Source organism: Dictyobacter kobayashii, from assembly GCF_003967555.1.
Classification (GTDB): domain Bacteria; phylum Chloroflexota; class Ktedonobacteria; order Ktedonobacterales; family Ktedonobacteraceae; genus Dictyobacter; species Dictyobacter kobayashii.
Window position 1 is genome coordinate 1575295 of sequence record NZ_BIFS01000002.1, and the last position, 15196, is coordinate 1590490.

At 48.4% G+C, this 15196-nt stretch carries 12 protein-coding genes; 4 read left to right on the forward strand and 8 right to left on the reverse strand.

Annotation, left to right across the window (positions count from 1 at the left end):
- Nucleotides 1–268: 268 nt before the first annotated feature.
- Complete coding sequence (locus EL645_RS45105; RefSeq protein WP_307720596.1) at nt 269–667, reverse strand: ribbon-helix-helix domain-containing protein; 399 nt, start codon at nt 665–667, stop codon at nt 269–271.
- Here EL645_RS45105 and EL645_RS33390 point away from each other — a divergent pair.
- Both EL645_RS33390 and EL645_RS33395 read left to right on the forward strand, forming a co-directional pair.
- Nucleotides 548–1675 carry an RNA-guided endonuclease InsQ/TnpB family protein gene (locus EL645_RS33390; protein ID WP_126556781.1) on the forward strand — a complete coding sequence of 376 codons (1128 nt, stop codon included), beginning with the start codon at nt 548–550 and terminating at the stop codon, nt 1673–1675. The genes EL645_RS45105 and EL645_RS33390 overlap by 120 nt on opposite strands.
- 86 nt (nt 1676–1761) lie before the next feature.
- Nucleotides 1762–1941 (forward strand): hypothetical protein, encoded by a 180-nt coding sequence (locus EL645_RS33395; RefSeq protein ID WP_126556782.1) that lies wholly within the window; start codon nt 1762–1764, stop codon nt 1939–1941.
- Nucleotides 1942–1991: 50 nt separating this feature from the next.
- On the opposite strand, the gene eno is transcribed toward EL645_RS33395, so the two are convergent.
- From eno to EL645_RS33430, 7 genes are all read right to left on the reverse strand, one after another.
- Nucleotides 1992–3278: a phosphopyruvate hydratase gene (eno, locus tag EL645_RS33400; RefSeq protein ID WP_126556783.1), complete on the reverse strand. Its 1287-nt coding sequence runs from the start codon at nt 3276–3278 to the stop codon at nt 1992–1994.
- Nucleotides 3265–4314 carry a phosphotransferase family protein gene (locus tag EL645_RS33405; protein ID WP_126556784.1) on the reverse strand — a complete coding sequence of 350 codons (1050 nt, stop codon included), beginning with the start codon at nt 4312–4314 and terminating at the stop codon, nt 3265–3267. Before EL645_RS33405 ends, eno begins: the two co-directional genes overlap by 14 nt.
- A 168-nt stretch (nt 4315–4482) precedes the next feature.
- Nucleotides 4483–5670, reverse strand: a complete 1188-nt coding sequence (locus EL645_RS33410) for a mandelate racemase/muconate lactonizing enzyme family protein (RefSeq protein WP_126556785.1) — start codon at nt 5668–5670, stop codon at nt 4483–4485.
- A gap of 24 nt (nt 5671–5694) precedes the next feature.
- A complete protein-coding gene (locus EL645_RS33415; RefSeq protein WP_218032168.1) occupies nt 5695–6744 on the reverse strand; it encodes a galactitol-1-phosphate 5-dehydrogenase in 1050 nt (349 codons plus the stop codon).
- Between the two features lie 54 nt (nt 6745–6798).
- Nucleotides 6799–7689, reverse strand: a complete 891-nt coding sequence (locus tag EL645_RS33420) for a fumarylacetoacetate hydrolase family protein (RefSeq protein WP_126556786.1) — start codon at nt 7687–7689, stop codon at nt 6799–6801.
- Nucleotides 7690–7763: 74 nt separating this feature from the next.
- A complete protein-coding gene (locus tag EL645_RS33425) occupies nt 7764–8462 on the reverse strand; it encodes a FadR/GntR family transcriptional regulator (protein WP_126556787.1) in 699 nt (232 codons plus the stop codon).
- A gap of 134 nt (nt 8463–8596) precedes the next feature.
- Nucleotides 8597–9307: a hypothetical protein gene (locus EL645_RS33430; RefSeq protein WP_126556788.1), complete on the reverse strand. Its 711-nt coding sequence runs from the start codon at nt 9305–9307 to the stop codon at nt 8597–8599.
- A gap of 393 nt (nt 9308–9700) precedes the next feature.
- Here EL645_RS33430 and EL645_RS33435 point away from each other — a divergent pair, with 393 nt between their 5' ends.
- Nucleotides 9701–10042, forward strand: a complete 342-nt coding sequence (locus tag EL645_RS33435) for a hypothetical protein (RefSeq protein WP_126556789.1) — start codon at nt 9701–9703, stop codon at nt 10040–10042.
- Between the two features lie 533 nt (nt 10043–10575).
- Nucleotides 10576–12915: an Eco57I restriction-modification methylase domain-containing protein gene (locus EL645_RS33440; protein WP_161977903.1), complete on the forward strand. Its 2340-nt coding sequence runs from the start codon at nt 10576–10578 to the stop codon at nt 12913–12915.
- The last annotated feature ends 2281 nt before the right edge of the window (nt 12916–15196 follow it).

Genomic DNA, 15196 nt, shown 5'->3' on the forward strand with positions numbered 1-15196 from the left:
GTGCCGCCCAGTGTTTAACCTTGTGGGCCTTCGTTCGCCAGCACGTGCTTCCTCTGGCTCAATTTCATGGCTGTATTTTACCATGAAGTGTCTATATCTCCCCATAAAATAAGAAATTAGTTATTACCCCTCTATGATCCAGACCAATTGATTGCATCTTTAAAGGCTCGCCTGACTCAATATCCGCCACAACTCAAGAAAGCAATTATTAGAAATTTTCTCTGGCAGGCCAGATTTACAGGAAACGAGCGAGAAAGCCCCCGTCCATTCATGGCGGGGATGAATCGCTGTTCCTTATTTGGGGCTTGGGCGGCATGGGTTGGTACGTTGGATCATCCCATGCCAGATAGGTGTCTAACGCTCGTCTGATGATTTCCGCCATGGGTAAATCTTCCTCTATGCTTCTCTTCTCCAGTTGTTTCTTCTGCCGTTCTGTGATGTAGATATTTGTTCGTTCTTTCCTCATTATGCTTCCTCTTCTTGTTTGACATACTACCCTATTAGGGTGTATAATATAGCACAGAAATAAGGAAAGGACAAGGGCGCCATGCTGATCTACGAATACAAGCTCGATGGCAACAAAACCCAATATGTTGCCATTGATGAAGCTATTCGTGTCGTGCAATTCATTCGTAACAAATGCCTCCGTCTGTGGATGGATGACCATGCGAGCAAGAATGACTTGCAGAAATATTGCGCCGTCCTTGCCAAAGAATTCCCCTTTGCCAACACCCTCAACTCACAAGCCAGACAGGCCAGTGCTGATCGGGCCTGGAATGCCATTCAACGTTTCTATGACAACTGCAAAGCCAAGAAACCAGGGAAGAAGGGCTACCCCAGGTTTCAGCACGATAACCGCTCTGTTGAGTACAAACAAACGGGATGGAAGTTGGAACCGGATGGCAGGCACATCACCTTCACCGATGGCTGTGGGATCGGTCGTCTCCGCTTAGTGGGGACGCGCGATATTGAAACCTTTCCGGTCAAGCAGATCAAGCGCGTGCGTCTCATTCGTTGTGCCGATGGCTACTATGTCCAGTTTGGGGTGCAGACGGACCGCGTGATTGAACATGAGATGACCGGGGCTATCGTGGGCATTGATGTGGGGTTGAAAGCCTACTATACCGACTCCGATAGCAATACGGTGGAGAACCCACGGCATTATCGTAAGGCAGAAGCTCGCTTGAAACGTTTGCAACGCCGCTTATCGCGCAAGAAGAAGGGGTCAAAGAACCGCCTGAAGGCACGCCAACAGGTCGCCAGAGCGCATTTGAAAGTCCAGAGGCAGCGTGAAGATTTCGCCCGCAAAGAGGCGAACACGCTTGTGACATCTCACGATCTCATTGCCTACGAAGACTTGAAGATTGCCAATATGGTGCGCAATCGCCACCTTGCCAAGAGTATCAGTGATGCCGGATGGGGGCAATTCCTTTCCTGGGTCAACTACTACGGAGCTTTGCACGCGATCCCCGTCATCAAGGTTGCGCCCCACTTCACGAGTCAGAACTGTAGTGGATGTGGCACGCTCGTCAAGAAAAGCCTGAGCGTGCGCACACACATCTGTCCTACCTGCGGGTTGGTGATGGACCGCGACCATAATGCCGCCCGCAACATTTTGAACAAGGCTCTCAGTACCGTCGGGCAGACGGGAACTGATGCACCACAGAGTGCATGAAACGCTTCTGGACATCGGACCTCCACTCTCTGGTAGCAATACCTCTGAGCGCGTCGGATGGGTGAAAGAAGAATCCCCGCGCATTTATGCCGGGGAGTGTCAAAGCCTTTTCTATTAAGCCAGCCAACTTTTTAGAGCGCATCAATACTCTATTAGGTTCAACTGGTGTCACCAGTCAGCAACTACAGGACTCAATCGCCAGCACAGAAGATTTGTATAAGCAGGTAGCTTTGTTAGGAGATAAGATCCTTACGCAAACTGAATAGACGATAATACATCATAGTCAGCTCGCGTAAAGATGCAGCATGTGAGTTATTTATATTCCACGCAATGATGTTCCGGGCCACGCAGCTAATGGCAGATGGGTCTCATTTTCGATCTCCAATAACCGATTATACTTGGCCAGACGCTCGCCATGAGTAATCGAACCAATTTTTATCTGATCGCCAGCCCAACCTACCGCCAGATCCGCCAGCCAATCATCTTCAGTCTCGCCACTTCTGGCACTAATTGTAACCCTCCATTGAGCTAAGCGAGCCAACTGGCAAGCCCGGGCAGCCTCACTAAGGGTGCCGATCTGATTAACTTTTAGCAATAGAGCATTCGCCGCCTGATTAGCAATAGCGCGCTGGATACGAGCCGGATTTGTACATAAAAAATCATCCCCGAGCACAAGAGCCTGCGGCGAAATACGTGTATATAAAGCCGGCCAATTATCCCAATCATCTTCCGCCAGCCCATCCTCTATACTCACCAACGGATACCGCCTTAACCAGCTGGCCAGACGCTCTATCAGCGCAGAACTTGTAAGCTGCTCATGATCCAAATTATACACACCATCCTGATAAAAATGACTCGACGCCACATCAATCGCTAGCGCCACATCATGTCCCGCTCGATAACCCGCCAACTCTATCGCTTCCACTGCATCCGCCAGCATCGTCTCTGTATTCGGAAATGGCGGAGCCAGCCCACCCTCATCAGCCGTCAGGCTACGAGTACCGTACTTTTTCAAGGTAAGTTCAGCCGCAGACTGATAAACAGCAAAAGTTACAGCCAGCGCCTCATCCATAGTTTGAGCAGAAGCTGGCACAAGCAGAACATCTTGAATATCCACCTGTCCGCCAGCATGTTTACCACCACTGAAAAGATTGATCGTCGGCCTGGGTAGCGTACTCAGCTCTAATCCCTGCATAGTGGCGAAATGTTGATAAAGTGGTCGACCCTGTTCCAAAGCCACCGCGCGCGAAAAAGCCAGCGAAACAGCCAGAATTGCATTTGCTCCCAGCCGAGATTTATTCGTAGTCGCATCCAGAGCAAGCAAAAGCGCATCAAGTTCATGCTGATCATCGATCGAGCGATCTACCAGCGCGGCATTGATTTCACTATTGATATTAGCCACAGCCTTACGGCAACCAAATCCTCGATAGCGCGCAGGATCATTATCGCGTAATTCATGAGCCTCAGCAGCCCCGGTTGAAGCACCTGATGGAACCGAAACAACGCCAACCGCGCCACTATTTAAAGTACAGCGCGCCTTCACCGTTGGACGCCCTCGGCTATCGAGAATTTCCCAGGCACTAAGCTGTTTAATTATCGTCATTGTGATTAATCCTCTCTATAAATTGAGAAATAAGTTCGGGAATAGTAGCCGGGTAAGTATCAATAAAACTCAAAATAACCTGACATTGATGTTGCCGCTCCGCTGAAGAAAAATATTCCAACAAAGAACGCCCCGCCACACGAGCCAGCATACAGGCCAATGTATGGCGCACTGCTCGCTCTTCCATACGCGCAAACCAGGGAACATCTCCTAAGGAGTTCTTATAGTTTTGCCAATAAATAGAGGCGGCCTGCGCAAACTCCTGACGCTGTTCTGTAAGATGATGAGCTTTGCTCAACAGGTGGGTGAGTGAAAAGCCAATATCGAAGGCAGGATCACCATAATGAATGACTTCATGATCCAATAAAATAAGTTGATCGGCATAAATCAAAACATTTTTGGGACTGTAATCACCATGGACCAGGGTCAGTTGATTGGCACGAGTTGCCTGGACCAACGTATCAATGAAGGTGGCAGCCTCTGGTACCTGTGAGGCGGTATAAAGATAATAAGGTTCAATGCGCAAAGATTCGAAAAAGGAAGTATCAGCGAACACACGTGCCACTTCCTCGCGCTGCTCATAGGCATTACGATGGATACTGCCCAGCAAATGACCAAACTGGGCAACATGCCGGTCTTGTACCTGGCCAGCTAATAAAAGAGTTTTCCAATTAATATGAGGTTGGGGAACAGCCTGCATAGCCAGTAAATGTTGGGTATGATCCTCAAAAATAAAAGGCGTGATCGTACCAGCGGGAGCCAGCCGTGAAAGCCAGCGAATGCCGAGGGCTTCACGATGAATACGCTCAGGACTACTAAACCAATCAGTAGCCACACGCAATTTCGAGAGAGCCTGCTTGACGACCCAGCTCTCTCCAGCAGAACGTTGTACAAGCACCGTCCGATTAGAAATACCGCCAGCCAGCACCTGGATTATAGGATCCTCATCGGGTCCAATGCGATTATGCTGCTGCAAATAGTTTTTGAGCATAGCTGGCTGTTCAATATCCAGAGCCACATTGGTATCTTCCTGCATCGATGCCCTCCTTGCAGTAAGCTTTGATTGGTAGGTGAATAACAAGATAAGATGTATTGAGCGCAGGACAAGCGAGGTAAAAGCTGTATTGCCTATAGTCTGAAAAGACCATTCACATCGCTTTCTAGAGTGAGCATCCACCCTGGAAGCGATGTGAATGGTCTACAATCAGCCATTTTTCTGTGTTATGTTTTGCTCAGCCTGACGATACTGCCAATCATGTTTGAAAAGATCAAAGAAGACATCCTTACGCGGATGTTCAACAATGAAATCCTCATTCAGCTTGATGCCCAGTCCCGGACCCTGAGGAAGAGGGAAACAACCATCAACAGGATCAACCTCAGGCATTCCTGTCACAACATCTTTGACCCAGGCATCAGCAAAATCATTAAAGTGCTCCTGAATTTTAAAATTGGGAGTGCTGGCAGCTAAATGTAAAGCGGCAGCCGTCCCGACAGGTCCGCACACATTATGGGGAGCGATAAGCATATAATAAGCATCGGCCCAGGCCGCAATTTTCTTCGTAGCGAGAAGTCCGCCCGAATGGGTAATATCGGCCTGAATAATGTCTGCCGCCTGCAATTCAAACAATTCACGGAACTCATAAGGCGTATGCAAGCGCTCACCAGTAGCAATAGGGATACCAAGCGGACTCACCGCATCGCTAACCTTCTTTAGAACCGCCAGATTCTCAGGAGGGACAGGTTCTTCAAACCAGCCTGGATTAAAAGGAGCTAATTCACGGATCAGCGCCGTTGCCGTTGAAGCACTAAAGCGCCCATGCATCTCTACAAAAATATCCACCTCATCTCCAACCGCCGCACGCACCGCTTCAATCAGCGAGATGGCCTGCTGTTTTTCAGCACGACTTAATTCATAAAAACCAGCCCCAAACGGATCTACCTTAAGTGCACGATAGCCGCGTGCCACCACCCTTTTTGCCGCAGCATGAAATTCCTCAGGAGAGCGCTCCACCGTATACCATCCGTTGGCATAGGCCGGAATACGTTCGCGTACTTCTCCGCCCAGCAATTGATAGATTGGAACATTGAGCGCCTGGCCCATAATATCCCAACACGCAATCTCAATCGTAGCGATCGCTGACATCATAATTTCGCTGGCCCGCGCAAAATCGCGCCGAAACATACGTTGGGTGAGATCCTCGATCTTGAATGGGTCCGAGCCTAAAATATGGTGTTGGGTCGCCTCTTTAAGGTAGCCCAGCAGCGACTCTGTATGATTAACCATCCGGACCTCACCGACACCGCTCAGTCCCTCATCCGTCTCAACAACCACATAGGTCAGATTACGCCATGGTGTACCAAGGACAAGCGGGCGCACTGCACTAATCTTCATCACAGCTTCCTTTCTAGTGTATGTTTATCCTACCTTGAGGATAATCTTGGTAGCCGCCACACTACCCGCGACCAATTCGGCAAATGCATTGGCACCCTCTGACAAAGGGCGTTCCTCCAACCACTCCTCTTCCGCCTGGAGCAGTCCCTGCCGCAGATAATCAAAAGCACGATCAAAATCAACAGGTGTATAGCTAAAGCTGCCACTGATCGTTATCTCTTGCCGGACAAGGTAATTGGCTTCCAAAGGAGAAGACTCATGATGGAGCCCAATAAAGACCACCTGGCCACCAGGGACCACCGCCTGGACCGCCTGGGAACGGGTAATATTCAAGCCCACGGCGTCAATTACGGTATCCACACCGCCAGGGAAGAGTTGCTGGATAGTAGCGACCACATCTTGCTCACCGACATTGATGGTTGCCTGAGCACCCCAACGCCTGGCAATTTCCAGACGTGAAGGAGACATATCACTGATCACAACCTGTTGAATACCTTGCGCTTTAGCGGCAGCCAAACAGAAAAGACCAATAGGGCCAGCGCCCAGAATTAATAAACTCTGCTCAGGTTGAACATGGGCCAGGGAAACCGCGCGGACAGAACAGGCCAATGGCTCGGTCAGGGCGGCCATTGAGGTGGACATAGTATCTGGCAAAGGATAACAGAGATGAGCAGGGACAGCTACATAACCAGCGAAAGCACCAGGTCGATGAATACCAATAATCTGCCTGCTGCGACAGAGATTGGGCCGATTGGCCCGGCAACGATCACAATGGCCACAGGTAATCAAAGGATTAAAGGTAACGCGTGTCCCTACCTGTGCCGAAGCACCATTGTGGAAGGCACCTTCATTCACCTGTACCACCTGCCCGGCGGCCTCATGTCCCATAACCAGAGGTGGTTTACGCAGACTATTTTCACCCAGATAACCGCTTAACTCTGAACCACAGATACCAGCCGCAGCCACCTTGATCAACACCTCACCAGCCTGGGGTTCAGGTATCTGGGCTGAGCGCATCTCCATCATCCGTGGTCCAAGCCAGGTCAACGTTTCCATATATTGCGTATTGCTCATCAAGCTCATCCTTTCAGTCGATACTGCTATATATGTGTCTAAAACATGCAGATGTTAACGCAAAACATTAGTCAATCTACCCAGATTACCCACCTCAATAGTTACCTCATCACCAGCTTTCAGCCACGAATATTCAGGATGGCCCGAAATCACACCTTCTGGCGTACCAGTGACAATCGTATCTCCAGGTTCTAAAGTAATGTATTGGCTAAGATAGCTAATGATATAAGGAACCGAGAAAATCATATCCGCAGTACTAGAATCCTGGCGTTTCTCCCCATTCAGCCAGAGCTGGATACTGAGTTTTTGCGGATCACCCACTTCATCCGCGGTTACCAGGTAAGGGCCAATAGGCAAAAACTTATCGACAGTTTTCCCCAGCATCCACTGAGAGGTACGAAACTGTAGATCACGCGCACTCAAATCGTGTCCATTGCAATAGCCAAGCACATAATCCAGGGCTTGCTGCTCTGAAACGGCGTGGGCGCGCCGTCCAATCACCAGCGCCAGTTCAGCCTCATAATCATATTGAGTAGCGTTAGAAGGGAGTGGAATCTCCTCCCCAGAACCAGCCAATGTATTGGCATATTTAGGAAATAACACAGGAGACTCAGGCACAGGCATATTTGACTCAGCAGCATGGCGCCGATAGTTTAAGCCCACACAGATGATCTTGCCATAACGCGAAGCGCTAGGACCATATTGAATATGCTCTTCAGCCAGCAGCCAATCACCATTTTTTCCCTGAGCCGCTGCTTCCAACTGGCGTAAACCCTGTAAATCGACTGCTTCCCCGCTACAAAGTTCCTCAAAAGTAACGGGAATTTGCTGATTATCCAGGGAAGTACCCAATGCCGCCCGGGCCGCCTCCACATCGATAATGCCCCGGTCGGTCCTGATACCCAGCTTTAAACCTGCAGGTGAATGAAAGGTTAACAGACGCATGAATAACATCTCCTTTTTAACGACTAAGAGTTACACAGTGAGCCAGGGTAACAACATTGGCCGAACATGTCAGCTCAATGTTGTTCCTCAATGAGGCGCTGCTCAATATGTTCGAGGTGAGTAAGCATCGCGCTCTGGGCCGCCAGAGGATCATGAGCTTTTAAGGCGGAAATGATCGCCTGGTGATCCTGAATAGTCTGAGCAAAGACACCCGGCAAGGTCGAAGTACGCTGACGGCTGGCCCGCCCAAGGCTACGGATACTGACCATAAAGCGCTTTAGCAGAGGATTGCGCGCTGCCTGCACGATAATCTCATGCAGATCCAGGTCGGCCTGAAGATATGTTTCTGGATCGCCAGGGCCGACCTTTGAGCGCTCAATGCAGGCCTCAAGCTGCGTAATTTCATCCTCAGTAATATTTTGTGCCGCCAGAGCGCAGATACCAGGCTCCAGAATTTTTCTGGTCTCAAAGAGCTGTAAATAGGTAGAGTCATCTAAAGAAAAGACGAAATCGAGATGCTCAACCAGAGTAGCAGGCTCCAGAGAAGTAACGTAAGCGCCCGATCCATGACGTAACTCAATAACATGCATAATTGATAGTGTACGTAATGCCTCGCGGAGTGAAGGGCGGCTTACCTGCATCATCATAGCCAATTCCCTCTCGGGCGGCAGTTTATCGCCTGGTCGCAGCTTCTTTTCTTGAATCATCGCTAAAAGATGACTAACAATATCTTCTGCTACAGCAGACTTTGGAATAACTTGAAATGATGACATCGCGTATCCTATCCATCAGAACGGCTAAAATTGGTAAGATGACTTGTCCAAAACTTACCACGAGAAAAACTTATTGTCAAGTAATGAGGAGGCAAAAGAAAAGGAAAGCAGGAGGGCAAGCAGCCCTCCTGAGCTTAAAGAGTGGTGATGCGAATGGTTCCGAGGCGTAAAATGACCTCACTGCAGGTTAGATGGATGGGACCGTTTGAAAGTGTATTAGTTTTTGTGCTGATAGCGTTACTAATAGATTGGCCATCAATAAAAAGGCTCACCTCAGCCCCCATTATCTCAATGCGAAAGGTATGCCACTGGGTACCTGGCTCATAATCCGAGGGATCAAAACTACCCCGTTCCATGGAGCCAAATGGGTCAATATAGGCCTGAACGTGTGGATGGCTACCGTGGGGGCGCATACTTGTTGACAATAGCTCAAGGATACCAGCCCGATAGCCATCTTTGCCGGGTTGTCTGTCGGCACCAATGATTACATTTCCACCATCGGCCGCCACATGTACAATTTGTAGCGGCACCTCAATGGCATAATTGGAGATAGCTGGTTGATAGGGGATCGTTAGAGACAAATTATTTAGCGGCTCGGTCTGTAGATTTTTACCCAATAATTTCCAACCAGGAGATGCTTGCCAATGGTCCAGGCCAAGCGACCAGTTAGACGCATAAAGCAGTGTATTTGAAGGTTCAGGCGTAGTAGCGGGTGTGAGAGACAGCTGATCTGGTTTGATGACACTTGTACTTCCCGTAGACTCACACGCAGTAAATAGTAAAGGCAGTAAGGTAAGCAGAGATATGCTAATTAGCAGCGTGAGGTATTTTGCAATATAGCGCATGAAGACCTACTTTCCTGTGATTGTCTGCTCAGAGACAGACTGAATTGTTCGAAAAACCAGATACATTGCACAGCACAAAAATATTGCAGAAGGCTCCCACTATATACGATATGGAACTGATGAACTTCTCATCAAAGATACTGAAAAGGCAATAAACATGAGGATATAAGGAAATGTACCAGAATTGTGATATCCAGATTGATATCATATTGGTACAATATGATATAATTTAAAATGTACAAGGGCTTGATATCCTGCTTCGGGAAAGAAGAATTTGTATTAGCTATTAAGTATGTGTACTGTTCTCCTGAGCAACCTGGCCACAAGGTTTGGTGGCGTAATATCATGCATGCAAAGCTGCATCCATGAACTGCGATGAGGAGGGATGTTGTTATGTATCTTTACGATAGGCTTCAGATATGTCTTTTGTCCCTGCATAACCGCTATCCAGGACACATTGTGGAGTTTGATGCCAGCATATTTGAGCAGCAAGATTTTTGTGAGCAATACTGGACCGCTGAAGAAGTGATTGAAATTTTGCAGAACCACGATCCTCATTTGTTACAAGCAATGGCATATATGGTCATTGATGCGCACGAGAGTAACATCTATTTAGGCGAATACACACAGGGTAAACGCGTTTTGCAGCTTCACTGTCATGGACGTATTCCCAAGCATACCGGTGATCTTACTAATTGGAAGAAGCAGAGCATCGATATGGCTGTAGATGCTTAGAAAGCGTCAGACTCCCATCATACACGCCTTCTTACGGTATGAGTTCTCGAAGTACGGGAGCTCAAAGGTGTTTTTATGTGTTGGTGCATCGGGTGCGCACCGCGCATCCGATGCACCAACACATAAAAACCAGCGCGGGTGGGCATGCACCCGTCCGTGTGGGTGCGACCAGGTCCTCATAGCACTGGAAGTCTGATAACTCTGTTACATATCTATTGTACAAGCGCAAAAAGAGGAACGTAGTGGCTACGTTCCTCTTTTTGCGCTTGTAGCATGCTAATCTAATTATACTTGCCTGATTTGCTGCGGCCCGTTATACTGATGGCGCAGATATAATTGACGTTGGGATGTTATTAGCGGGTCGTGGGGTTGATGGGATGGCGAGGGTAGAGGCGGGTTCGGACGGGCCGTGCTGTGAATTAGCAACGCAGGCACAGCGAGCACTAGAAATTCTCCTGCATGAAATAAATGGGGCAGCCGTAGACAGGAGGGATATATTTGAAATAATAGGGTATGGCTCCAACGAGATCTGCATGTCTGCGCGCCAGATCCTGGATGTACTCTACCAGGCGATGATGACACTTATCATCCGGCTGATCATACTTTTATATATGGAGGCACGCCACCTGCAGCCTCATACTATGTTAGATAATCCCCAATACGATAGCCTCGAAATACTCTATCAAGAATTACACAACTGCGCACCACCAGGATGTTATGGAGCCTGGACACGTATAAAAAATCTCTGCACTCTCCTTTATAAGAGCACATGCGCTTTAACACCAGCATATAGTGGACAGCTCTTCAAGCCGGGTGACAAACAAAGCTCCCACGCACTGTCACGCGCTATGGCTATTTTTGATGTATATGAGAAGCTGACCCTTTCCGATCACTGCCTCAAGCATATACTTACAGCATTAAAAACCCACCAGGTTGGCTCAGCTCAAGTCTACATCGATTTTGAGAGTTTAGAGACCGAGGCCATCGGTTTGCTGTATCAAAGTCTGTTGGATTTCCAACTTTGCTGGGATGAACAGGGCCTCTCCCTGGTGCAACGAGAAAGGGCGCGCAAAGGCTCTGGCACCTTTTATACACCTTCTGAACTGGTCAGGATAATGACACAGCGTACCCTGGAACCACTCGCATATATCCGCAACAGAGAAGGAATAAAGATACCCCGAGCACCAGAAGAGATTCTGGCCTTAAAAATTTGTGATCCAGCCTGTGGTTCAGGCTTTTTCTTACTGGCGACATTACGCTATCTGACAACTGCAATGTGTCACGCCTATCTTGTCCATCGCTGTACACCTCTGGTTACAGCAGAACAGAAGGAAAACATCCGCAAACTGGTGGCCGAACATTGTCTTTATGGGGTAGATCTCTGCCCACTAACCGTGGAACTGGCTCGCATCAGCCTATGGATTGAAACTGGCGTGCAGGTGCCATTAACTTTGCTGGATCAGCATATCAAAGCCGGCAATGCCCTGGTAGGTACCTGGTCCCATCTCTATAAAGAATATCCTTTGATGGCCTGGTCGCGTGAGAGTGCAGATGATAACCACACTAACGGCGTCTATCATCCTGCGCGTAAATGGTCTGCGGACCTGCTAAAGATGCGCACCGCTGTCATCAAACCTCAGTTCAAGCAACTTTTAGCCCATCCACTTGAGCATACTGATTCTTCAATTTCAGGGCATACAACGAATGAGGAACGAAAACGTCTATTCGATCGCTGGTGTGCAATCTGGTTCTGGCCATATGATCAATTACAGTCTATTCCTACTCCCGCTACATTTTCTCAAGTGACCCCAGCTACAGAGCAACTCAGCGCCAGACTGGCTGAAGAAATAGGCTTTTTCCATTGGGAACTGGCGTTTCCAGAAGTATTTGGGTCCCAGCAATGGGGTTTTGACGCCATCCTGACCAATCCTCCCTGGGAGATGTTGAAGCCCTGTTCGCGCGAGTTTTTTCAGCACTATGAGCCTAACTACATAAACTATGGCAAGCAAGAAGCACTGGCTGTACAGAGGCGGCTATTTGAGCAAGACAAAACGATAGAATACGGCTGGCTTGCCTACCAGGCATATTTCAAAAACATCGCCAACTGGATCAAGCACATAGCATCCCCAACTGGCGATCCAACGGCGGTCCAGCCGGATACTTTTGTACTGAGTTCCGGCCTCTTAGAGGAGCCATTACAGACGAACAAGTACAGCGAACCAACACAAAACCAGGGGGCAGAAGATAACACACAACCGCTATTTAGTTATCAAGGTACGGCGGATTTAAATAATTACAAGCTGTTTTTAGAACTGGCCCATTTTCTACTGAAACGCCACGGCCAGCTGGGCGTGCTGGTCCCCGCCGCCATTTATACCGATCAAGGGACCGTCGCACTGAGAAGGCTTTTTTTAGAGCAGTGTGACTGGCGACTCTTGTTTGGATTTATAAACCGACGCCACATCTTTGCTATTCATCGCTCCTTTAAATTCGCCGTACTAGTATTGGAAAAAGGAAGCCGCACAGAACAACTAGAGCTAGCCTTTAATCAAGAAAAACTATCAGCCTTAGAAGATGGCCAACCACTATTGTCGCTACCACGCCAGCAAATCGCCACATTTAGTCCAGCTTCACAGACCATTATTGAGCTGCAAAGCCACCAGGATCTGGCGATCTTGGAGAAGGTATACGCGCACGGAGTACTGTTAGGGGAGCAAACAGAGCAGAGCTGGCGGTTGCAGTACGCACGTGAATTCGATATGACCAATGATTCTCATCTTTTCGCGCCCATCGAAGACTGGCAGTCTGGCGGCTATCTGCCTGATATATTTGGCCATGCTTTGAATGGGCTGGCTACATATTGCTCGCCATAACAACTTGTGACTGGCTGTGGCACGCATGGTTAGGTCACGCGTTGTAGTGGTAGCTGGCAGAAGGCTGGTGTCGCAGAACGTGGAAAAGCGGTGCAGCGCCATATGGAAAAACTTCCCTGGGAGAAACGGAAATATGGCTTGCTATTATTTCTTCAACTCTGCCGTGAGAGTATCGCGGGGTCCTGGAGCATTCCCTGACTGCCGATGGATCGATGAGAAGGCGGCCCCTGGGAACTCGGAAGTGCTTCGGATACGGTGGACAGAAATGAGCACAGAGATGGTGTGGATGGTAATAGAAGGGAGTCGTCTATGCGTGTGAGCTTCTGACATCACTGGCCCCGGCTCGAGGCATGTGCTGGGTCAATGTATGCCAGGTCGATCATGTCAAGATGCGACTTGGTTGACCCTGCGGGGCAATGGTAACCACGGGTGATTGAGCAAGCCGCGAGTGACAACGATAACATTATGCGGTCGGATAGACTGTAGCTGCTCGTTATTAACTCGAAGGCTTTTTGAGCGGCGACACGCTGATCTATTGGGTCTCCGACGGGGGTACTAATGGTGCGTGGATGTTCATTTATGCTATAGAGCGATTCGACTGGCCTTTAGATATCTATACAATCTGATTTTGAATCAGAAGAGACGCACTCACTAGTCTCCTGTGCTTCTACAGGCTTAGTAATCAAAGCGCAGTCTGCATTCTCAGTTACAGTGCGAGTTTGCGGCCCAAAAGGTTCGGGCGCCTGCGACAGAGACTCTCCATTAAGCGCAACCCTGAGAGTGCTTTCCCAATGTATCGGCGGGACATTAAGTGGTTGGAATAGATTAACGGGCTAGAGGTGAGAGGTGTATGACGTATTGCGAGAATTAGTCCTACGTTTCTCCGAGTGGCGCATCGTGCACTCTGGGCCACCCGGTCACGGGTGCAATGAACGCTTACGGCTACAGGTAGTTGGCTGCTCGGATATGACATCATCGCTGGGTTTCAGTTTTCAGTCTTTTTCCAGCAAAGTTTAGTCGTGGCCGGGGTGTGTTCGTCGTTCCTGGTGCGTCGTCACAAATATTGGCCTGGAAGGCTTCTGCGCATGATCGATATAGAGAACCAGGCTAACTTGCAGTCGATAAGACAACTACGCTACAAGAGGCGAGTAGTAAAATACTTGTGTTGATAGATCGTTATGTAGCGGCATGATAGTTTTAGGGTGGACGGGAACTTTAGAACAGCGCGTAGAATATCGGCATGTGTTACGCCTCTCGTCTTATAGAATCAAGTCTCAACTGGGGACACGCTGGACACAATCTTGTCTTTCATCCTCTGACTCTGAGCAAAACTCGGGCTGTCACGCTAAAGAATTTGTTAGGGCGAGAGTTGTGGTGTGCGAGTGGTTGTAAGCTTCGTTGTAGTGCAGGCTCGAAATTCTCGATCCATTTTTTTGAAGTAGTTATTTCCAGTTCCTGTGTAATAAAGCGTTCTGGAGAATGTCGGCAGAGATTTCTGGATGTTATGGTCGTAGTGGAGTGACTGATATGGCTCATATAGGAACAATAGCGAGACGATTGGGTACATCTTGTTGCGATTCGCGATACAATAAATTTATCTAGAGAGTACGATATGAGCAATATCTTCTCACCTTCTGACGAAGTACTTGAAGATGATGGTTATAAGAGCAGACACAGCATAGTTCAGATGCTCGAGGTTCGGTATATAGTGAGGTACAGGCGAATACGTGATATGAGCATATAAGTATTGTCGATACCACGAGGAATCTTCACTACTTAGGAACATGTTCCTGTGGTACTATGATGTAATGGGTGGACCAGAAGGTGTGACAAGATAGTACGCTAGACTATTCAGTGAGTTAGCTGGGCGCTGGACATCGGAAGGTCAGAAGATTCCTGCTTGTCGGAATGTGGCACTCGCATACACCGCAAAGATCTCACAGAATAAATTGATTGAACGACACAAGTAAATTTGCACGAGAACTACGACTTCGTAGGCAATGAAGATACCGATATCGGGCTTTTCACTCTAATTCATAACTAATTTGGTATGATATAATCGCGTTCCTGTGAGTAACGCACATATCCTGTAGGCAGGTGCACTCTCTCTACGAAGGACGAGGTGGAGCTGGTTCGAAATTGGCAGAGACCTAATCCATGCACTATATCTCATACTCAGTAGAGAGAACACCCACATTATTTAGAACTGACTTTTAACAATATAGTTGGTCTTGCGTGAGAATGTAGCCTGTGACCTGCTGGGCGTTTGAGAGCAAGTGAT